At 63.5% G+C, this 21,544-nt stretch carries 17 protein-coding genes; 6 read left to right on the forward strand and 11 right to left on the reverse strand.

What is annotated here, in order from left to right:
* The first annotated feature begins 12 nt into the window (after positions 1-12).
* Complete coding sequence (locus VWN43_RS07230; protein ID WP_320180063.1) at positions 13-1,278, forward strand: glutamate-5-semialdehyde dehydrogenase; 1,266 nt, start codon at positions 13-15, stop codon at positions 1,276-1,278.
* Between the two features lie 86 nt (positions 1,279-1,364).
* Here the strand turns inward: VWN43_RS07230 and VWN43_RS07235 are convergent, their stop codons facing one another.
* From VWN43_RS07235 to VWN43_RS07250, 4 genes are read right to left on the reverse strand one after another with little or no spacing between them, the layout of a single operon-like run.
* Positions 1,365-1,688 (reverse strand): hypothetical protein, encoded by a 324-nt coding sequence (locus VWN43_RS07235; RefSeq protein WP_320180062.1) that lies wholly within the window; start codon positions 1,686-1,688, stop codon positions 1,365-1,367.
* 46 nt (positions 1,689-1,734) lie between these two features.
* Complete coding sequence (locus VWN43_RS07240) at positions 1,735-2,385, reverse strand: TadE/TadG family type IV pilus assembly protein (protein ID WP_320180061.1); 651 nt, start codon at positions 2,383-2,385, stop codon at positions 1,735-1,737.
* A complete protein-coding gene (locus VWN43_RS07245) occupies positions 2,382-2,987 on the reverse strand; it encodes a TadE/TadG family type IV pilus assembly protein (RefSeq protein WP_320180060.1) in 606 nt (201 codons plus the stop codon). Before VWN43_RS07245 ends, VWN43_RS07240 begins: the two co-directional genes overlap by 4 nt.
* Positions 2,984-4,894: a TadE/TadG family protein gene (locus VWN43_RS07250; protein WP_320180059.1), complete on the reverse strand. Its 1,911-nt coding sequence runs from the start codon at positions 4,892-4,894 to the stop codon at positions 2,984-2,986. The genes VWN43_RS07245 and VWN43_RS07250 overlap by 4 nt, the downstream gene beginning before the upstream one ends.
* Positions 4,895-5,395: 501 nt before the next feature.
* On the opposite strand from VWN43_RS07250, the gene VWN43_RS07255 reads away from it, so the two are divergent.
* Positions 5,396-6,250, forward strand: a complete 855-nt coding sequence (locus VWN43_RS07255; RefSeq protein WP_320180058.1) for a hypothetical protein — start codon at positions 5,396-5,398, stop codon at positions 6,248-6,250.
* A gap of 201 nt (positions 6,251-6,451) precedes the next feature.
* Here the strand turns inward: VWN43_RS07255 and VWN43_RS07260 are convergent, their stop codons facing one another.
* The 6 genes from VWN43_RS07260 to VWN43_RS07285 form a co-directional block, all read right to left on the reverse strand.
* Positions 6,452-7,348, reverse strand: a complete 897-nt coding sequence (locus VWN43_RS07260; protein ID WP_320180057.1) for an HNH endonuclease — start codon at positions 7,346-7,348, stop codon at positions 6,452-6,454.
* A 6-nt stretch (positions 7,349-7,354) separates the two neighbouring features.
* Positions 7,355-8,710 (reverse strand): anti-phage deoxyguanosine triphosphatase, encoded by a 1,356-nt coding sequence (locus VWN43_RS07265; RefSeq protein ID WP_320180056.1) that lies wholly within the window; start codon positions 8,708-8,710, stop codon positions 7,355-7,357.
* Positions 8,711-8,719: 9 nt separating this feature from the next.
* Complete coding sequence (locus VWN43_RS07270; RefSeq protein WP_320180055.1) at positions 8,720-9,385, reverse strand: hypothetical protein; 666 nt, start codon at positions 9,383-9,385, stop codon at positions 8,720-8,722.
* 493 nt (positions 9,386-9,878) lie between these two features.
* Positions 9,879-10,205, reverse strand: coding sequence for a DUF6481 family protein (locus VWN43_RS07275; protein WP_320180054.1), 327 nt, complete (start codon positions 10,203-10,205; stop codon positions 9,879-9,881).
* 84 nt (positions 10,206-10,289) lie between these two features.
* Positions 10,290-12,125 (reverse strand): translation elongation factor 4, encoded by a 1,836-nt coding sequence (gene lepA / locus VWN43_RS07280; RefSeq protein WP_253515365.1) that lies wholly within the window; start codon positions 12,123-12,125, stop codon positions 10,290-10,292.
* Between the two features lie 95 nt (positions 12,126-12,220).
* Positions 12,221-14,440 (reverse strand): EAL domain-containing protein, encoded by a 2,220-nt coding sequence (locus VWN43_RS07285; RefSeq protein ID WP_320180053.1) that lies wholly within the window; start codon positions 14,438-14,440, stop codon positions 12,221-12,223.
* 183 nt (positions 14,441-14,623) lie between these two features.
* On the opposite strand from VWN43_RS07285, the gene VWN43_RS07290 reads away from it, so the two are divergent.
* The 4 genes from VWN43_RS07290 to VWN43_RS07305 all read left to right on the forward strand — a co-directional run bounded on the left by VWN43_RS07290 (position 14,624) and on the right by VWN43_RS07305 (position 20,454).
* A complete protein-coding gene (locus VWN43_RS07290) occupies positions 14,624-15,934 on the forward strand; it encodes an FAD-dependent oxidoreductase (protein ID WP_320180052.1) in 1,311 nt (436 codons plus the stop codon).
* 212 nt (positions 15,935-16,146) lie between these two features.
* Entirely contained in the window at positions 16,147-17,634 is a 1,488-nt protein-coding gene (locus VWN43_RS07295) for an MFS transporter (protein ID WP_320180051.1), read from the forward strand.
* 61 nt (positions 17,635-17,695) lie between these two features.
* On the forward strand, positions 17,696-19,447 hold the full coding sequence (locus VWN43_RS07300) for an N-acyl-D-amino-acid deacylase family protein (protein WP_320180050.1): 1,752 nt from the start codon (positions 17,696-17,698) through the stop codon (positions 19,445-19,447).
* Positions 19,444-20,454: a zinc-dependent alcohol dehydrogenase family protein gene (locus VWN43_RS07305; RefSeq protein ID WP_320180049.1), complete on the forward strand. Its 1,011-nt coding sequence runs from the start codon at positions 19,444-19,446 to the stop codon at positions 20,452-20,454. Before VWN43_RS07300 ends, VWN43_RS07305 begins: the two co-directional genes overlap by 4 nt.
* Here VWN43_RS07305 and VWN43_RS07310 read toward each other — a convergent pair.
* Complete coding sequence (locus VWN43_RS07310; RefSeq protein WP_320180048.1) at positions 20,451-21,521, reverse strand: DUF2855 family protein; 1,071 nt, start codon at positions 21,519-21,521, stop codon at positions 20,451-20,453. The genes VWN43_RS07305 and VWN43_RS07310 overlap by 4 nt on opposite strands.
* Positions 21,522-21,544 lie beyond the last annotated feature (23 nt).

A 21,544-nucleotide genomic window follows, 5' to 3' on the forward strand; every position in this document is an offset into this window, starting at 1 on the left:
ATGAGAGATACTATGACCGACCAGACACTCGACCCGCAATTGCATATCCACGACCTCGGCCAGCGCGCGCGCAAGGCAGCTCGCGGCCTGCTGTCGGCCAGCACCGAGGCGAAGAACACCGCGCTGCGCGAAGCCGCCAAGGCGCTGCGCGACCGCACGCCCGACCTGCTCGAAGCCAATGCCAAGGATGTGAAGAGCGTCGAAGGCAGCAAGCCCGAAAGCTTCATCGACCGTCTGCGCCTGACCGAGGAGCGGATCGCGGGCATGGCCGGCGCGCTCGAGGAAATCGCCGAACTGCCCGACCCCGTCGGCCGCCAGCTGGCGACGTTCGAGCGGCCCAACGGCCTCACGATCGAACGCGTGGCGGTGCCCATCGGCGTGATCGGCATGATTTACGAATCGCGCCCCAATGTCGGCGCGGACGCCAGCGCGCTGTGCCTCAAGTCGGGCAATGCGGTGATCCTGCGCGGCGGCAGCGAAAGCCGCTATTCGACGCGCGTGATCGTCGATTGCATGGGCGCCGGGCTGAAGGCTGTCGGCCTGCCCGAGGATGCGGTGCAGACCGTCGGCACGACCGACCGCAATGCCGTCGCCGCGCTGCTCAAGGCCGATGAATTCGTCGATCTGGTGATCCCGCGCGGCGGACGCGGGCTGGTCGAACTGGTCCGCGACCAGGCCAGCGTGCCCACGCTGCTCCACCTCGACGGCAATTGTCACAGCTACGTCCACGCCGCCGCCGATCTCGACAAGGCGGTCAAGGTGATCCGCAATGCCAAGCTGCGCCGGACCGGCGTGTGCGGCGCGACCGAAAGCGTGGTGGTGGACCGCGCAGTAGCAGCGGACTTCATCCCCAAGTTCGCCGACACGATGGGCGGCGATTGCGAATTGCGCGGCGATGCCGATGCGGTGGCGATCGACGGCCGCTTGAAGCAGGCAACCGAGGAAGATTGGAATACCGAATATCTCGACCCCATCGCCAGCGTGAAGATCGTCGACGGGCTCGATGAAGGTATCGCCTGGGTGGAAGCGCATTCGAGCCATCACACCGATGCGATCCTGACCGAGGACGACGACGCTGCGCGCAAGTTCATGACCAGCATCGACAGCGCCATCGTGATGCACAATGCCAGCACGCAGTTCGCCGATGGCGGCGAGTTCGGCATGGGCGCGGAAATCGGCATTGCGACCGGCAAGATGCACGCGCGCGGGCCGGTCGGCCTCGAGCAATTGTGCAGCTTCAAATATCTCGTCCACGGCGACGGCCAGATCCGTCCGTAAACGTCCCGCCCGCTCCGGCGGCTGAGTAGAATTAAAGCCTCCCCGGTGCCCTTGTCGGTATCCGGGGAGGTTTGCATTTGGGCCGCCTAACGGATCTCGCTGGCCGCGGCGACCGCCGGGTCGAACACTTCCTGCGGCACGTGCACTTCGACATTCTCATAGCGGTAAACGGGAATCGCCGGTTGCACGGGTCCGGGGTCGGGCGCGTACCAATCGGCGCTGGCAGCGCTGTTCGCCGCCGATGCCGCGGGCGCCGCGCCGGCCCGTTCGCGCAGGATTTGCTGGCCCTGGCGCGCGTCCTCCGCATCCATCCCCGCCAGCCGCGTCACCGGCCCATCTTCGCCCATCGTCGAAGCGACGACCAGCAAGATGCCGCCCGCCATGCACAGCGCGAATTTCTTGTCCATCATGGGTACTTTCAAGCCGTAGGGTCGCCCCCGCCTAACAGGAATTGGCCTAACAGGAATTGGTCGCCAGATTCTGCGTATTGGTCAGGTTCTGGTTGGTCCGTTCGCGCACGTTGAACGCGCTTTCGTAACGCAGCTCGAGACCGTTGGCGACGATGCTCGGGAGGATCCGCGGCGTGTAGCGATAAGACACTTCGGCAAACATCACCGCGGTCCCGTCGGCGGCTTTGATCTTGCTCGCCGTCGAACCCAGCCCATCGCGGAGCGAGCCATCGGTCCGGCCCGCGTCCTGCGTGCCGTAGCGCGGTGTGGCGGCCAGCGCGCCGTAGCAGCGCTGCCAGTTGATCATCTGGCCTGCCTGGCCGCCGGTCCTGCCGTTCGGTTCGAGCGAGGACAGGATCACGCGCCCATTGGTGGCGAAATCGACCCCGCGCCCGACCTGGTCGGCACCCGCGAACACTTCGTAGATATCGGCCTCGTCGATCCCCTGGCGCACGCGTCCGGCATTGTCGGCGACCGAAATCGCGATCTGGCTGATGCGCATGTGGGCCATCACCAGATTGATTACCTCGAGCCCGCCGAACAAAAGCGTGACGAAGATCGGCAGGGCGAAGGCGAATTCGGTCAACGCGATCCCGCGCCGCGAACGGATCAGGGCTCGGATGAAACGCCGCGCCGAGGAGGGTGTTTTCCGGCTCATACGCACACCGTCGAAGGCACTTTCTGCGCCGCATAGGGCTGGTTGCGGACCGCCGCCGTGGCATAGATGTGATAGTCGGGCGTCGTGTCGATGAATTTGTGGATCGGGAACAGCCGGGGCATGCTCAGCCGTACTTCATAGAACACCACATCGTCCGCCCCGCCGACGCCGGTCCGGCCCGCGCTGGTATCGTAGGCCCCGTTGGCATTGAGATCGACGAAGCAATCGCCCAGGTCGTATTGGCCGTTCGAATTGTAATCGGTGACCAGCTTCTCGCTGCGGCCGATGCCTGAGAAATCGTAGAAATTGCGCATGGTGATCTGGTAGGTGGCGCCGCGCGCGATCACGTCCGAACGCGTCTGGATCGCACAGCCGATCTGCTCCTCTACCGTGTCGCCCGTGCAGTTGAAGGTCGGCCCCTCGAGCGAACCGGTCCGCGCGACATCGTTGAGCGCACCCTGGATGACTGAACGGAGATAGGCCTGGTAGCCGAGGTCCAGCCCGCCGATCAGGAACAGCAGCAGCGGCGTCAGCACCAGCGCGAACTCGACGATCGCCGCGCCCTGCTCGTCCCGGCGCAAGCGTTTGACGAGGCCCCTCATTGGGTCAGCCTCAGCGCGCCGATCTGGTTGCCGATCTGGCGGAACTTGCTGATCAGCGCGGCGCGGTCGGCGACGGTCGAAGCCTGTCCGGGGCTGCTGGCACAGCCGCTCAGATTGGCAGTGAGCGCAGTGTCGAAACCGATGACCCACAGCGAGGCGCCGAGGTTCTTGGCTGCGTTGCAGGCCATGCGGAAGCGCTGCTCGTGGCGCGCCAGCTGGTTCGAACAATTGCCCGAACCGGTCGTGCGCATGTCGTTCTGCTCGACCCCGTAAGCGGTATAGACGTTGCAATAGGCGGTCTGCGCGCCATCGGTCATGAAGATCACATGGCGGTTGCAGGGCATCGAATTGTAATAGTCGCAGCCATCGCCGAACACGCCGCCGGTCGAGATGAACCGCGCGCCCCAGATCATGCCGATGTCGTGATAGGTCCCGCCGACGGTCTGCAGGCCCTTGACGTAAGTGTCGAGCGCGGTGCGATCCCATTCGGCGAGGCGGCGCGCCTCGGTCGGACAGGCCCAGTAGCCCTGGCTATAGGCATAGTTCTTGATCCAGCCGGTGGTGTTGGCGGCATCCGCATTCGAAGTGGTCGAGGCGGTGCCCGCACTACGGGTGAAGATCAGGTCGGGCACCATCGGGCGCCAGCGCGTCGCATCGCTGCCGGGGATCAGGTCGATGTCGAGATCCTTCGCGCCCGACGGGATGGTCATGCTGGTCCCGCCGTCGATCCCGGTGGTGGTGTCGCGTTCCTCGATACAGCCGTTCCACACGGCGTCGGCCGTGCTCACGCCGGTACCCACTGCGGCGAGCTGCTGCGCATTGTAGCTCCCGCCCGGCGCCGGCACGGTGCCGGCCGCGCTGGTGGCGAAGGTCAGCTTGCCGCCCGGCCGGATATAGTCCGACGTGTCGTACTGCACCTGGCGATAGGTCCAGTTGCTGAAGGCCTTGGTGCCGCTTTCCTTGTAGGTCGTGGTCTCGACGCTCTTCCAGCGGCGGCAGCTGCGGTTGGTGCCCGAAGTGTCGGGCGCATTCGACCAGCCCCAGTTCTGCGACTGGTTGTAGTTGTTGCTCGACGACGTCCCCTGGTAACGGGTCACCGTCGTAGCGCTGGGCGGCGGGCCCCCGCCGCTGGTGTTGGGCGCACCCACGTAATTCTCGCATTCGCTGTTCGACAGGCTGCCGTTATAGACCTCCCACGACCCGCTCTGCGTCGGGGCATTGCTGGTGTAGACCGCCTGGTTGAAGTTCGCCACGCGCGAGGGGACGGTCACGTTCGAGCGCATGTAGCCCGCGTTCTGGCCATAGACGAGCCGGCCGACATTGACCGTGCTCGAATAGGGCACCACGCCGTAGCGCAGCCGCAATCCCTGCGCCTGGAGCTGCGCCTGCGTCGGCGCGAGTTCGTCATACAGCGCCAGCACCGCGTCCTGCAGCGCCGCGATCTTGGTCGAGCCGCTGATGCTCTCGGCCATCGAGCCGGTGACATCGAGCACCAGCACGATATCGGTGTTGACGAAATTGAGCGAGGCATCGCAGCTGACCGAGACGGGCAGCGAACCGAAGCCGAACAAATTCATCACCACCGTCGGGATCGTCGTCTCCGCCGCCACGCGGACCACGCCGGGGCCCGAGCGGCTGATCACGGGGGTGAACCCGGCGGTGCCGTACAGCCCCTGCGGGAAGTTGAAGCCGAAGAAGTCCTTGCCGGTGGCCTCGACCTCGCTCGACAGCGCATCGTCCTTCATCACCCGCCGCGCGGCGAGGCTGGCGGCGTCGCACGCGCTCTGCATCTTGCTCTTGGCCATATAGGCGCGGCTGAGGTCGACCCCGCTGCCGATCATGATGGTCAGCGGCACCAGCGCCGCGCCGACGATGGGCAGGACGTTACCCCGTGTATCCCGCGACAATTGCGCGAGCAGACGACACAGCAAGGCCATCGGTCAACACTTTCGAAATGGGGTTGGACCCGGCACCGATGTACCGCCCCCGCCTGATCGTTATCGTGACGAGGTTAAGATTCGGTAAGCGGCGGAGAGATTTCGCATACGCACCGGATCTGCGGGGGAGTTTTTTGTGTTACGCACCCGCATCCGCGGGCGCATCCTCGGGGCTGTTCCTCCGTCGCTGCGCTCCTGCGGGCCCCTGCGGGCGGCCGGTCGGCCTTGCCGTTCGCTGGTCGCGAACGGGACTCGCGCGATAGGATAGCGGGCCGCGATGATCCCGAGCCGCAGGCGAGGCAAGGGCGACCGCCCGCCCGCAGCGGGTGCAGCTTGCTGCACGTCTAGCGAGGACGAACCCGCGGATGCGGGTTCGAAAAGCAAAGAATCCTTCTCTTCCTCCTCCTCCTCCCCTCTCCCCCCCTCCCCCAAAATTTTCCTACACGCGCCAAATCTGCTCCATCCCCGCAGATGGACGACCCGAACCCCGACCCCACCGCCACCCAACACCCCCACACCGCGCGCGGCACGTTGCCCGCCTTCACCCCCGTCCCGCGCCTGCGCGAGCGATCGAACGGGTGGAAGCCGCAGGTCCAGCGCGCCTTTATCGAGGCGCTGGCGGATACCGGCAGCGTCGCCAGCGCCTGCCGCCAGGTCGGCCGCGCCGAGGTCGGCGCCTATCTCCTGCGCCGCCATCCCGAGGCCGCCAGCTTCCGCGCCGCGTGGCAGGCCGCGCTCGATCTGGGTATGCAGCGGATCGAGGATGTCGCGATGGACCGCGCGCTGAACGGGGTCGAGGTGCCGGTCTATTCCTATGGCAAGCTCGTCGGCAGCCGCACGGTGCATAACGACCGGCTGCTGATGTTCATGCTGCGCAACCGCGCACCCGAGCGCTTTGCCGAGGGCAAGCCCAAGGGCCTCAACGCGGTGGGCAAAATGGAGCTCGAGCGGCTCAAGAAGCAATGGCGCAAGGAATGGGAGGCCGAGCGCAACGCCGCCGCGGGCGAGGAAGAGGCCGAGACGCTGCGCTCGCTCAACACCAAGCTGAACGCGTCCTACGAGAACTGGTACGCCCAGCTAAGCCCCCGCACCCGCGCCGCGTGGAAGGAATACCGGCGGCTGGAGGCGCTCGACCGCGAGGAAGGCTACCTCTGCTACGACGACCCCGAGCACGAGCTCTACCAGGACCCCGAGGCGCAGTGGGACGAGGTGGACGAGGCGATGCCGCTACCGTCGCCGGAGAGGGGCGCGGGTGAGGCGCCGGAGGAGCCAGCCGAGGACACGGGGCCTCGCTGTCGGTCGATCAAGGATGAAGGGTGGGATTGAGGGCGCATATCCCGCACTTCCTGCGGTTCGCCACGTGCTAACAACCTTGCGCTAGCACGCGAGGCGCAGCCGAGTGCAAGCGAGACCGCGCGCCGCGGCTTATGCCGCGTAGCCAAGGGGCGCGGATGCGCCCCGCCCGGCGCTTGAGGGCGCAAACAAAAAACGTGTCACTCGGAATGACTTCACGGAACAGGGCTGAAGCTACGCGTCGAACCCGTGAAACTCCCGATGCCACGACAGGAACTTAGGATGCGGACGATAGGACTCGATCTCCGGCGCCTTGAGCTTACCCGTGGGATTGATGATCGCCTCGACACCCTCGCGGTCATTGACCTTGCGGTGCACGATGATCTCGAGATCATCCCTGAAGCCGATCAGCCCCCGATCAAACATCCAATGCGCCGTACCTGAAAGAGCGAGGCCATTGCGCACGCTGTCAGGGCCGCCATGCTCAACCGGGCGGATATGTGCAGCCTGCGCTTCCAAGCGGCCGCCGCCATTGACCAGCTTCCAGCCAGTCACCGCGCAGCGGCCATCATAGGCGTGCATCACGGCGCGGCGAAAAGCGCGGTCGCGGAATGGCTTGGAAACAAGCGACAGTACGATGGGGCGCTCGATCTCAAACGGGGTTTGCGGCTCGTGGAGAAGTTTGTCCTCGACAACTTCGTCATCGCTTCGAGGTAGGAAGTCCTCGTCCGGCAGGCCGAGCGCGATGATGCGGGCGAAGTCGGATTGCGACAACGGACGCACGGCAGCTTGGGCGCGGCCGGAAACCTTGCCGGAGTCATTGAGAACCCCCTGCTCAACTTGCTCGCCATTCACGACATGCGCGACCGTCGGCTCGAACGGCAGGTAGCTACCTTCTTCGATGAGCGCCCGGAAGTGATCGGCTTTATCGGGATCAGGAATGATCCGCTCGACCTTCGCCACGGCGAAGAAACCTTTTGAGTTTCGAATTTTGACCGGCTCGCGATAGACAATCCAGTCGCCGACCATCTGCTGGGCGCGGCTGAGATAGCTTTTCGGAAACTGGTAATGCACTTCTGGAATGTCGTCGTAAATCGACCCATCCTTGTGCATGAAAACGCCGAACGTCATCGTCAATCAAAGCTTGTCAAAGACCGAACCGACTCTTGGTGCGAAAAGTCGTTCGTAGGTTTTGAGAAGATATGTATCTGTCATTCCCGCAACGTAGTCGCAAATATCACGCATCGGATCGGCACTGTGTCTATACTTCTTGTAGATGTCGGGAGGCAAGAAGCTCCTCGGATCAGACTTCATTACTTCGAAGACTGAGATAACCATCATCTGACCCTTGAATTCCAGATGCTGGACGCCTGGGCTAAAAATCACCTCCTCACGGATAAAATCCTTCACTGCCTCAACAAACCGTGCCACTGGCTCAGGTAATCGAGCACGATATCTTAGGCGCGGCTCATCAAATTCCGATAATTCGTCAATCTGTACATTAGTGATAACGAAGTTCAGAATGCGATTTATCTGGTGCTTCCGTTCGGTCCCACTCGCAAAAATCCTTTCCACGAATCCGCCGTAAACATCATTGCCGTACTTCCCCGCATAGTTGCTGTTTAAATAATCGAGCAGTCCCTCACTTCTCTCCGGGGTCACATGTCGACGAAAGCCCTCTTGGTCGACAAGACGGAGGGCCAATGCATCCTCCATGTCATGAATTCCGAAGCTAATGTCGTCGGCCAAGTCCATGATACTGCAAGCAAAGGACTTGTGGCGAGCCTTCGCATGCTTGCCCTCCTTCAAATCGAAGGATTGGAACGCCTCCCTGTCAGTTCCAGAAAGAGGTTCAAGCAACCATTCCACCACGTCCGCTTCACTATCCATGTAGCACTTCGGTGGCTTTGAAGCCGTGCGATCCAACAACGGCGTGCCACTCGTATTAGGTAGCATCCGCGGGCTCTTACCTAAATTTACAACTGCGCTGAAAGCCACTGGATACTTCAACACGCCAAGGAGCGTCTCGCGGCAAAGATCAGCACCATCTTGCTCTGAAAATTTCTCTAGCTTCGAGAGGATTCTTAGCGTCTGGCCATTGCCCTCAAAACCACCCTCGTCGCGCATGCAGTAATTGAGCGCGACCTCTCCGCCATGACCAAAGGGTGGGTGCCCAAGATCATGGGTAGACGCGATGGCCTGTAGCATGCTCCGATCCGGGATGAAGTTGACAGCATCGTGGCCCGAACAATTTTGGCGGAGCTGAGCGCCTAGGCTTCCAGCAATCTGCGCCACTTCCAGCGAGTGAGTAAGACGGGTACGATAGAAATCACTGTCGCCAAGGTTAAGTATCTGCGTCTTACCCTGAAGTCTGCGGAATGAGGCTGAATGGATCACCCGTGCATAATCAATATCGCCAGCCGTGCGCGCATCCTGCGGCTTTTTCACCCATTTGGAGCGACGTGTTTCCCACGCATTTTGGTGGTCAAGCAAATGAACCTCCTACCCGTATTCGGCGCGCAACTTGTCGCGTTCAACAACTAGCCGAGCATAGCGCGCGCGAAACTCGATTTCTTCCTCACCACTAAGTGGCGTGCGGTCGATGGAAAACGTGTTACCACGGATGATATCCAAAATCCGCAACTCGCTTGGCGGAACAGTAGGAAAAGATTGAGTTAAAACCCACAGACCCAGGCGAGCAGCGTCGGCAGAAAGAGCGGGCTCGGGGGCAAAATATGAATATACGACATGTTCGTCACCCTTGCCGTCTACGACAGTCAGAATATTGTCAATTTTAACGACTGCGTCGAATCCAGGAAATTTGAAGCGAGCTTTAAGCTTGCGTCCGGGATTGAAGGGGAGGTTTGTCCAACGCCTTCTCTCGTCCCACCAGCTTAGAAAACCATCTCGCAATTGCGGGTACAAATTGCTTCTGCGAGCGTTGGCCGCAATCCTTTCTGCCGTGGATACCCTAAGGTCCGGACCCCCAAACACGTGCGCCTTCGCATCGGCCCAGAACGGAGAGTAGAAGTCTCCGCCACCTCCATCCTCCCCTGCTTCGCGCCGGAGGTCCTCACGGATGTCTGTCCTCAAGGCTGAACGACGCGTGTTCGGCTCAAGGTACATGAGCTTCAGCAGCTTCCGAAGATGTATGTTCTCTAACGCCATTTCTTACAACTCGCTTCAAAGCTGAATTGGGTTGTGGAAAAGCCTGTTGAAAGCCTGTTTGCCAACCCAATTCATATTTAGAGCAGTTGCTTGACGGGTCTTGCCCCACGAGATCATACACGCGAGGTTTCCAGCACGGAAACGACCTCCACCACAACCGCTCAGGTTTCGGTGGTTGAAGGGGGGTCAGGCGCCAATCCTGGCTCCCCACTTCAGTCAACTTCCGCGAATCGCATTGCCTTGGTTAATCTGCAAGTGCCGAGATTTAACAATCCACAGCCATTACTTGTCGCATGGACCGGTAGCGGTTCGTCTAGGCATCCTTGAATGCAGCGCAAACACGGCTCGCCGTTCCGCGATTGCTGGCGCAATCGCTCCATGCGCAGCGTGATGTCCTGACGCGCACCGGCTTACAGCTTGTCGCGTGGCCAGTTAAGCGCCTGCCGTAGGCGCATTTACAGGCTGCGCTTTACAAGCTCCTCCCCGCTCTCCCCTACCCCTTCTTCCGCTTCTTCCGCGCCGCATATTTCGCATCGCGCGCGGCCTTCAGTTCGGCTTCGGTCGGTGCGGGGACCGCGTCGGCTTCGGCCTTGGCCTTGGCGGCGGCCTGCTTGTCGGCCTTGGCCTGCGCGATCGCGGCGCGCTTGGCGGCGCTCTTCTCGGCGATGGCGGCTTCGCGCGCTTCCTGTGCGGCCTTGCGCTTGGCAATCGTCGCCTCGTCGAGCTTGGGCGCGTCGGCCAGTTTCTTCAGCGCCTGCTCGCGCGCCTTCTGCGCCAGGGCGAGGCGGTCTTGCAGATTGGGGTCCTTGTATCCGGACATAAGCGGTAATCTCTTTTCTGGTTGGCCGGCGGGGTGAGCCGCGGGCGGATGGGGGCTGGACAGCACTGGCGCCGGGGGGCGGGCCTATTCCTCGCCCATGCGCAGCGCGGCGATAAACGCCTCCTGCGGGATACTCACATTGCCATACTCGCGCATCCGGGCCTTGCCCTTCTTCTGCTTTTCGAGCAGCTTTTTCTTGCGGCTGATGTCGCCGCCATAGCATTTGGCGGTCACGTCCTTGCGCATCGCGGCGATGGTTTCGCGCGCGATCACCTTGCCGCCGATCGCGGCCTGGATGGGCACCTTGAACAGGTGCCGCGGGATCAGGTCCTTCAGCCGTTCGCACATGCCGCGCCCGCGGCTTTCGGCGACATCGCGGTGGACGATCATCGACAGCGCATCGACCGGTTCGTTGTTCACCAGGATGCTCATCTTGACGAGGTCGCCCTCGCGCAGGCCGATCTGTTCATAGTCGAAGCTGGCATAGCCGCGGCTGATCGACTTGAGCCGGTCGTAGAAATCGAACACCACTTCGTTGAGCGGGAGTTCATAGGTCACCTGCGCGCGGCCGCCGACATAGGTCAGATCGACCTGGATGCCGCGGCGGTCCTGGCACAGCTTGAGGATCGAGCCGAGATATTCGTCGGGGGTGTAGATCACCGCCTTGATCCACGGCTCCTCGATCTGCTCGATGCGGCTGGGATCGGGATAATCGGCGGGGTTGTGCAGCATCAGCTCCTGCGCCGGGTCGGTCCGCGACTTGTTGAGCTGGATGCGGTAGACCACCGAAGGGGCGGTGGTGATCAGGTCGAGATCGTATTCGCGCGTCAGGCGTTCCTGGATGATCTCCAGGTGCAGCAGGCCGAGGAAGCCCGCGCGGAAGCCGAAGCCCAGCGCGGCGCTGCTTTCGGCCTCGAAGCTGAAGCTGGCGTCGTTGAGCCGCAGCTTGCCGATGCTTTCGCGCAATTTCTCGAAATCGGCGGCATCGACGGGGAACAGCCCGCAGAACACCACCGGCTGGACTTCCTTGTAGCCGGGCAGCGCCTTGACCGCCCCGCCCTTGACCGTGGTGATCGTGTCGCCGACGCGCGCCTGCTCGACTTCCTTGATCTGCGCGGTGATGAAGCCGATCTCGCCCGGGCCCAGTTCGGGCAGATCGGTGCGCTTGGGGGTGAAGCAGCCGACGCGGTCGATCAAATGCTGCGTGCCGCCCTGCATGAATTTGACGTTGAGGCCCTTCTTGATCGCGCCGTCGATCACGCGCACGAGGATGACCACGCCGAGATAGGGGTCGTACCAGGAGTCAACCAGCATGGCTTTCAGCGGCGCGTCGCGGTCGCCCGTGGGCGGCGGGATGCGCGCGACGAGCGCCTCGAGCGTGTCCTCGATGCCGATGCCCGACTTGGCGGATGTGAGCACCGCGCCGCCCTCCTGCCACGGGCCGGTGGCCTCGATGCCGACGATTTCCTCGATTTCCTCGGCGACGCGCTGCGGTTCGGCGGCGGGGAGGTCGATCTTGTTGATGACGGGGAGGATCTCGTGGTCGTGCTCGATCGACTGGTAGACATTGGCGAGCGTCTGCGCCTCGACCCCTTGTGCCGCATCGACCACCAGCAGCGCGCCTTCGCACGCGGCGAGGGAGCGCGAGACTTCATAGGCGAAATCGACATGGCCGGGCGTGTCCATGAGGTTGAGCTCATAGGTCTCGCCATCCTTGGCGGTGTAGTTGAGGCGCACCGTCTGCGCCTTGATCGTGATCCCGCGTTCCTTCTCAATGTCCATGTTATCAAGGACTTGCTCGGACATCTCGCGATCGGTCAGCCCGCCGCAATGCTGGATCAGCCGGTCGGCAAGCGTCGACTTGCCATGGTCGATATGGGCGATGATACTGAAATTGCGTATTTTTGTGAGATCGGTCATACAAACTGCTTAAACGGAAAAGGCGGCACACGCAGTGCCTTGCGCGCGCCTTAGCCGTGGGAGGCTAACTCGCCAAGCACCGTATCCTCAAGGGGTCAGTAACCGGTGCCCGGTTTGGGTGTCCCCACCTCGACCTCGACGAACTGCTTCGGCGTCCCCGCGCCCTCCTGCTCGCCCATGATCAGCGAATAGGGATCGTCCGGCAGCGCGGCCAGCGGACGCCCGGCGGCTTCGATCTGATAGGGCGAGACGCGGTGGCGCGTACATAGCCCCTCGGCGCCGTCGCTGATCAGCGGGTTCTCGAACTCGACGCCCTGCAGCGCTCCCTTCGAACGCCGCACGGTTGCCACCGCCAGTTGCCCGCCGCCGAGATCGAGCACCACCTGCGTGCCCAGCGGGACGTCGAGCAGGCCCTCGATCATCGCCCCCGTCTTCGACAGGTTGCGCATCACGACCTTGTAGCGATTGTCTTCATGGATCAGCCCAATCCGGCGGAACACGGTCTTGCGCGCAGCGCGATATTTGGCCGGCCCCCGCGCGTCGTAGATCAGTTGCCCATCGGCCAGCCGCTCGAGGAAATCCGCGTTCGGCATCGCGCGGGCGAAGATAAAGCCCTGGACCAGCGTGGCGCCGCGCTGGGTGACGAGTTCGAGCTCGTCCTTGGCCTCGACCCCCTCGGCCACCGTTTCCATACCCAGCGCATCGGCAAGACCGACGATCGCAGTCAGAATCGCGGCGTTGTTGTTGCCTTCCTCGGTCGCACCGCGAACGAAGCTCTGGTCGATCTTGATCGTGTCGAACGGCGCATTGCGCAGATAGCTCAGCGAACTGTAGCCGGTACCGAAATCGTCAAGCGCGAGTTTGACGCCCAGTTCCTTGAGTTCGGCGAACATGGCCTGCACGCGCCCGGTATCGCCGAGAAACACGCTTTCGGTGATCTCGAGTTCGAGACGTGCAGGCTCCAGTCCACTGTTGGTCAGCGCCTTTCGGACGGTCTGCGCAAAATCGTCATGCGCAAACTGCATTGCCGAGACATTCGCTGCGACGCGCAGATCGACCGGCCATTGCTTGGCGTCGCGGCAAACCTCGTTGAGCGCCCATTCGCCCATATCCCTAATGATGCCCATATCCTCGGCGACCGGGATAAAGACCGCGGGCGGGATATCGCCATGTTCGGGGTGATCCCAGCGCATCAGCGCCTCGCAGCTCTCGACCTTGTGGGTCTTGGCGCAGACGAGTGGTTGGTAGTGCATCGAAATCTGGCCATTGGAGATCGCGTCGCGCAAATCCTCCTCGACCTGGCGGCGATGTCTCGCCCCATCCTTCAGATCGCTCGAATAGAACCGGTACTGGCCGCGCCCGCCGCCCTTGGCCGCATAGAGCGCCAGATCGGCCGCGGTGACCAGTTCCTCGGTATCGAGCCCGTCATAGGGCGCGATCGCGATGCCGATCGAGGCCCCGATGATCGCGCGCGCGCCATTGATCGAATAGGGCTGCGACAGCATCTGGATGAGCCGCTGGCCAAGTTCGCCGAGCGCGCCGCGATCATCGACATCGGGCATCACGATCTGGAATTCGTCACTGCCCAGATGACCGATTTCGCCCGCGCCAGCGACAATCCGTTCAAGCCGCGACGCGACCTGCTTGAGCAGTTCGTCGCCGGCCTGATGGCCCAGTGTGTCGCTGACCTGCTTGAACCGGTCGAGATCGAGCGTCAGCAGCGCGCAAGCGCGTTTGGAGTTGCGATAGGCCTTGAGCGTCTCGGTCAGGCGCGTGGTCAGGCGATGACGATTGGCCAGTCCGGTCACGGGATCGAATTGCGCCAACCGTTCGGCGTCGAGCCGGCTTTCGCGGCTGGTAGAGATGTCCTTGGCGCTGCCGCGGTACCCTGTGAAACGGCCCTTGTCGTCGAATTGGGGTTTACCGGCGATTTCCCACCAGACTTCGTCCTTGGTAAAGGCCAGGCGGACATTGAGCTGGCTGATCGAATTGCGCGCGCTCAGGAGGAAGGCGAGCGGGCGCTGGGGCTTGTTGGGGTCGTCGGCCCGTTCGGGAATGAACAATTCGCCCAGGGGTTTGCCGATCGCCTCGCCATCGGACCAGCCGAGCTTCTCGGCGGCATTATCGGACAGATAGATCAGGCGTCCCTGCGCGTCGGTGGCCCAGAACCAGCCAAGTCCCGCGGCCTCGAAACTGTCGAGCAGTTCGACCCGGCGGATGGCATCGGAAGCAGCGATCGGGCGCAGCGGTGCCTCGTCCGACGCTGCATCCTCATCCGCCGTTGCCCGCACCGATCGCGAGAAGAACCCTGCCATGTGTATTGATGCTCCGATTGATTGCCCACGGGTGCAGTCCGGCGCCCCCCGGCGAAGTCCAATCATAGCAAATGTACCTTAACAGGCGGCTAACCATGTTTACCGGAGGTTTACGGTTGCCCGCATCGGCTTGCCAGCCAGCGGGCGCGCGTGCATGGATTGTCCGTCTTGTGGGAGAAGGACATGCGGCACATCGCGATCGTGGGGTCGGGCCCGGCGGGCTATTACACGGCCGAAGCGGCGGTCAAGAAATGGGGCGAGGACGCCCGCATCGATGTGTTCGACAAACTCCCCGTACCCTTCGGGCTGATCCGTACCGGGGTCGCTCCCGACCACCAGTCGATCAAGGCCGTTGCGCGGCGCTACGAGAAGACTGCGATTGGCGATACCGTCCGCTTCGTCGGCAATGTCGCGGTGGGCGAAGACATCACCATTGCCGAACTGGGCGAGCTTTACGATGCGGTGGTTCTGGCCACCGGGGCGCCGGTCGACCGCGCGCTGCCGATTGCCGGGGCCGATGCGAACAACGTCCTCGGCAGCGCGGCTTTCGTCGGCTGGTACAATGGCCATCCCGAATTCGCCGCGCTCGGCCCGCAGCTATCGGGCAAGCATGCTGTCGTGATTGGCATGGGCAATGTCGCGCTCGACGTCGCACGCATCCTGGCCAAGACCGAGAGCGAGTTTGCCGGTTCGGATATCGTCACCCATGCGCTCGACGCCCTGCGCACCAGCAGTATCGAGACGATCACCATCCTCGGGCGCCGCGGCCCGCACCAGATCATGATGACGCCCAAGGAGCTGGGCGAACTCCTGCATCTCGAGCGCGCCCGCCCGCAGGTCGATGAGGCCGACCTGCCGCCGGTCGATGACGACGCCGTGCTCGAGCCGGGCCAGCGCAAATCGGTTGCCCTGCTACGCGAATTCGCCGCCCTCCCCGCCGAGGCTGCGGAGAAAAAACCGCTCACCATCGCGTTCGATTTCTATGCCAGTCCGCAGGCGATCCTGAGCGACGATGGCAAGCTCGCCGGTGTCGAGGTCGAGCGGACGGCGATCGAAGCCGGGCGCGCGGTGGGCACGGGCGAGACCTACCGCCTGCCCGCCGATCTGGTGGTGACCTGCATCGGCTACCAGACCTCCCCGATACCGGGAGTGCCCTTCGACGAGCGCGCCGGCCGCTTCGCCAATGAGGAGGGGCGGATCGGACCCGGCCTTTACTGCGTCGGCTGGGCCAAGCGCGGACCCAGCGGCACGATCGGCACCAACCGGCCCGATGGCTATGCGGTGATCGATGTGGTGGACGCGGACATCGGCGCTGGCTCGGACAGACGCGGCCGCGACGGGTTCGACCAGCTCGCCCGCGAGCGCGAACTTGACGTGGTGACCTTCCGCGACTGGCAGAAGATCGAGGAAGCCGAGATCGCGGCCGCCCGCGCCGGCGCGCCGCGCGAGAAGTTCGTCGATATCGCCAGCATGATCGCTGCCCGCGGAGAATAAGCCGCGCTTGCCTAATTCGCGTCGCCGCAGCATGAACCACCGCGGTCGCAACTATAACGATAAGAATATCAGCGGAGAGACCCTCGAACATGACCAGGCTCGACAGCGAAGCTGCCCGGCATACCGGCGGCTGCGGCCACCGTGACCGACCGGCGCAGGAGAATGCGTTCTCCTTGCGCCCCAAGGACAGATCGTCGGGGAGCCCCAGCTAGGTGGCCGGCGACCCGGCGCTGGCTGCCAATCCGCTCTCGCATCAACACATTCGCCGGACCTCCGGCGAAGGCGGCGCACTGGGCCGAACCGGCTTTGCCTGGGCGGTCTTCGAATGGGCCCGTAATCCCTATTACGTCCTCGTCGTCATCTACATTTTCGCGCCCTATTTCGCGCGTGACATCATTGGTGCGGATTTGCTCGCCAGCGGGACGCTCGACGCGATGGAGCCCGAGGCGGCGCTGGCCGCGGCCAATGCGCAAGGCCAGGCAACGATCGCCTCGGTCACCAAATGGGCCGGGATCATTGCCGCGCTGACCGCGCCCTTCCTGGGCGCGGCACTCGATCGCGGGGGACGGCTCAAACCGATCCTGGTCATTTTCCTCGGCTCGATCGCAATCTGCTCGGCGCTGCTATGGTTCGCCATGCCGGGCGGTGCGGGCCTGCCGGTGCCGATGATCATGGCGCTGCTGGTCATCGCCTATGTCAGCTTCACCTATTCCGAGGTCACCCATAACGCGATGCTCAGCGTCGCCGGGGAGCCGCGGCGGCTGGCTATGATTTCGGGGCTCGGCCTGGGCCTGGGCAATCTTGCCGCGACATTGATCTTCATCGCGATTGCACTTTTGTTCGTCCTGCCCGCGATGATCGGCTGGCCCTTCGCAGTCCCGCAATTCGGCGTCGATCTGGCGAGCTTCGAGCATGCCCGCATGGTCGGCCCGATCTGCGCGGTCTGGCTGGTGCTGTTCTCGATCCCCTTCTTCCGCAACGCCCGCGATACGGGCGTCCCCGGGGCAAGCTGGATCGCGGCGTTCCGCGATGGCGCGCGCAGCGTCTGGCGCACGGTGCGCGAGGCGGCGCAATACCGCCAGCTGATGACATTCCTGGTCGCGCGCATGTTCTACGCCGATGCCATGGCCGCGCTGCTGGCGCTCGGCGCGGTCTATGTCGCGCTGTTCCTCGGCTGGAACTTCCTCGAAATGCTGTGCTACGCGATCTTCGCCAGCGCCTGCGCCTTTTGCGGCGGGATCTTCGGCGGCTGGCTCGAGGGCAAGGTCGGGGTGAAACGCGCGCTGGCGCTGGAGATCCTCGCAATGATCGTCGTCGGGCTGGTCCAGCTCAGCATCACGCGCGACAGCCTGTTTCTCGGGCTGGTCGAGAATGTCGTGGTGTGGGACGGACTGGTCTTCCGCACGCTGTCGGACCTCGTCTATCTCGGGCTGATCAGCGTCATCGCGGTGACCGCCACCGCCAGCATTTCGTCGAGCCGGAGCATGCTCGTCACCCTCGCCCCGCCGGGGCGCAGCGGTGAATTCTTCGGCCTCTACGCCATCGCCGGGACGATTACCGTGTGGATGGGGCCGCTGCTGGTCGAACAGTTCACGCTGTGGTCGGGCGACCAGCGGATCGGAATGACCTCGATCCACCTGCTGTTCGTCATCGGCCTCGCTGCGCTGCTGACAGTGAGGATGCCCGACCGGGCCACCTAGTCTGCGCTGGACTCATCGGTTGCATTGTGGAACCTTCCTCCGTGGAGAGAGGAGCACAAACATGCCCGCATATGATCTGATCATTCGCAACGGGACCATCGTCGATGGCACCGGCCAGGACCGCTTCACCGGCGATATCGCCGTCAAGGATGGCCTGATCGCCCAGGTGGGCAAAGTCACCGGCGATGCCGCCGAGGAAATCGACGCGCAGGGGCATCTGGTCACGCCCGGCTTTGTCGACATCCATACGCATTATGACGGTCAGGCCACCTGGGACCAGGAAATGGCCCCCTCGAGCTGGCACGGCGTCACTACCGTGGTGATGGGCAATTGCGGCGTCGGCTTTGCGCCCGCCAAGCCCGACAAGCACGAATGGCTGATCGGCCTGATGGAAGGCGTCGAAGATATTCCCGGCACCGCTCTGGCCGAAGGCATGAACTGGGACTGGGAGACCTTCCCCGAATATCTCGACGCGCTCGAGAAACTGCCGCGCACGGTCGACGTCGGCACGCATGTGCCCCACGGTTCGGTGCGCGCCTATGTGCTCGGCGATCGCGAACGCCCCGGTGCCGTGCCGACCGCCGAAGACATCGCGGCCATGAGCCGCATCGTCGAAGACGGCGTGCGCGCGGGCGCGCTGGGTTTCTCCACCTCGCGCACCGTATTGCACCGCGATATCGGCGGCGAAGTCGTCCCCGGCACCACCGCGACCGCCGAAGAACTGGTCGAGATCGGCCGCGCGATGGGCCGCGCCGGGCACGGCGTATTCGAAATGGCCAGCGACATGATGCGCGAATGGGACGAGTTCGGCTGGATGGGGCAGATGAGCCGCGAGACCGGGCTGCCGGTTACCTTCGCTGCGCTCCAGTCGATCGCCAAGGAAATGCCGCTCGACGAGCAGATCGAAAGCATGCGCGCCGAAAACGACAATGGCGCCAATATCGTCGCGCAGATCGCGCTACGCGGCAACGGGATCGTGATGGCGTGGCAGGGCACCGTCCACCCCTTCCGCCTCAAGCCGAGCTGGAAGGAGATCGAGGACCTGCCGTGGGAGGAGCAGAAGGCGAAGCTGTTCGATCCCGAGTTCAAGGCGCGCCTGATCGCCGAACAGCATGATTTCTCCGAGGTCAATCAGGACATCATGGGGCTGATCATGGTGGTCTGCGGCGGATGGAACATGCAGTTCGAGATGGACCCCGACTTCAATTACGAACCGACCGCGGAAGAAAGCATTCTCGAACGCGCCAAGGCCGCCGGGCTGTCGGGCGACGAATATGCCTACGATCTGCTCTGCCGCGACGGAGGCAAGGGCTTCATCTACCTGCCGATCCTCAATTATGCCGATGGCAATCTTGATTTTCTCAAAGACCTGCAACATGCCGACGACACGGTTAATTCGCTGTCCGATGGCGGCGCGCATTGCGGGACCATCTGCGATGCCGCCTCGCCCACCTTCATGCTGCAGCACTGGGTGCGCGACCGGGCGCGCGGCACGATCGGCCTGGAAAACGCGATCAAGCGCCAGTGTAACGATACCGCGCGGCTGTACGGGCTGGAGGATCGCGGCGTGCTCGCGCCGGGCTATCTCGCGGACATCAACATCATCGACATGGACCGGCTCAAGCTGGGCAAGCCATGGCTCGCCTTCGACTTGCCCGCTGGCGGCAAGCGCCTGCTGCAGAAGGCCGAAGGCTATGTCGCCACGATCAAGAACGGCAAGGTTACTTTCCGCGAAGGTGAATGGACCGGCGCGGCACCCGGGGGACTGATCCGCGGCCCGCAGCGGGTCGAACTGCTGGAGGCAGCCGAATGAAAGCGATCCGTACGGGCGCGACGCCCTCCACGCTGGACGCGCTGGAATATTGCGACATCGACGATGCCGCCGCGCCCGGTCCCGGCGAGATTACGGTCGGGTTGAAGGCAAGCTCGCTCAACTATCACGACTATGCGGTGGTCAAGGGCATGATCCCCTCCCCGCAAGGCCGCATCCCGATGTCCGATGGCGCGGGCGTGGTCACTGCGGTGGGCGAAGGCGTGACCGAATTCGCCGTGGGCGATCACGTCGTCAGCACCTTCTTTCCCGACTGGCTCGACGGCTCTCCGCCCACCAGTGCCTTCACCCGCGTGCCGGGTGACGGCATCGATGGCTATGCGCGCGAAGCGGTCACCGCGCCGACGCATTGGTTCACCCGCGCGCCCAAGGGCTTCAGCCATGCCGAAGCGGCCACGCTGACCTGCGCCGGACTGACCGCGTGGCGCGCCTTGTTCGTGGATTACGCCCTCAAGCCCGGGGACACGGTGCTGGTCCAGGGCACCGGCGGCGTGTCCATCTTCGCGCTGCAGTTCGCCAAGGCGGCCGGCGCGATGGTGATTGCCACTTCTTCTTCGGACGAGAAGCTCGAGCGGGTGAAGGCGCTCGGCGCGGACCATCTGATCAATTACAAGGAAGTGCAGGCCTGGGGACCGAAGGCGCTGGAGATCACCGGCGGCCGCGGGGTCGATTGCGTGGTCGAGATCGGCGGTGCGGGAACGCTCGACCAGTCGATGCTGGCAAGCCGCGTCGGCGGGCATGTCGCGCTGATCGGCGTACTTGCGGGTTTTGCCGGGCCGGTGCAGACCGCGCTGCTGTTCTCCAAGAACCTCAAGGTGCAGGGCCTGACCGTGGGCAGTCGCAAGATGCAGCAGGATATGGTTGCCGCGATCGAGGCGAACGGGTTGAAACCCGAAATCAGCGATACATTCGCGCTGGAGAATCTGGCCGATGCCTTCCGCCATCAGGAAAGCGGCGGTCACTTCGGCAAGATCGCGATCGAGATCTAGGGCTCGATCACGATCCCCCTCGCGGGATCGACGCTGCCGCCGACCATGACGGCAAAGATGTCCCGCGCGGCGGCGAGGCCCGCGAGCCGTTCGATGGTCACGCTGTCGCCCGCATCGGCGAGGAACGCGCGCCAGCTGGCTGCCATCTGCTTGCCCGCTTCTTCGGGACCAAGGCCCTTGAACAGCGCGACCGCGTGATCGGGGGCAAAGAACAGCGTCGGCGTCGGCCCGGGAAGCTCAGCGGTGCCCCCGCCGCGTTCGTCGATATGCGTCGCCCCGACGAGGCAGGAATAGTGCAACGTTTCGTCCAACCGCTCGTGAATCTCGCGCAGGAGGCCGGCATTGCCCGCGAAGTCGACCGCCACGCTCGGCGCCTGTTCCAGCTCGGCGACGCGGTCATAGGCGATCACCCGATCGTACAGCCCGCTCGCCTCGACAAATGCGACATTGCCCGCCGAGGTTAGTCCCACCCGCCGCACTTCGGGCGAACGATGCTTGGCCACGCTCGCCAAACCCATCGCGGTCTTTGACGAGGCGCTGGTGATGACCAATTGCCGCGCACTGAACCAGTCTTGCGAGCGCATGAAATATTCGATCAGGAAACCGGTCTTGAACAGCGGCCCGAAGATCATCCGTTCGCCCTCGCGCGCCGGGTCATGCTCGGGGTCGGCGGCGAGCCGTGAATACTGGTTGTAGATCGGGCTCATCGGCTGGCGATGTTCGGCCATGTCAGCGAAACCGCCCGCCGAAACCTTGCCCGGCACGACATCGAGATGCGTCGCCATGGGCAGGTAGCCATAGACCCGCTCGCCCACCGCGATTTCGGGATGATTGCTCTCGATCACCCGCGCGTGCCCCCACATGGGCACGATGCCCATGCCTTCGGGAGCGGGGAAGAAGTTCCAATAGCCGAAGCCGTCGCCAACGACGGCGTAGGTCACATTATTCGCAGTAACCGAGAAGCTCTCGATCGCGAGGCGAATGGCGCCCGCGGCCAACTCCCCTTGCTCACACTCGACCAGTTCGGCCGTGGCAATGGCATCCTTGCGGACATGAACCTGCTGCATTCGCACCTCTCCTTGTGGAGCGA

Origin of the sequence: Qipengyuania sp. HL-TH1, from assembly GCF_036365825.1 — a bacterium.
GTDB lineage: Bacteria > Pseudomonadota > Alphaproteobacteria > Sphingomonadales > Sphingomonadaceae > Qipengyuania > Qipengyuania profunda.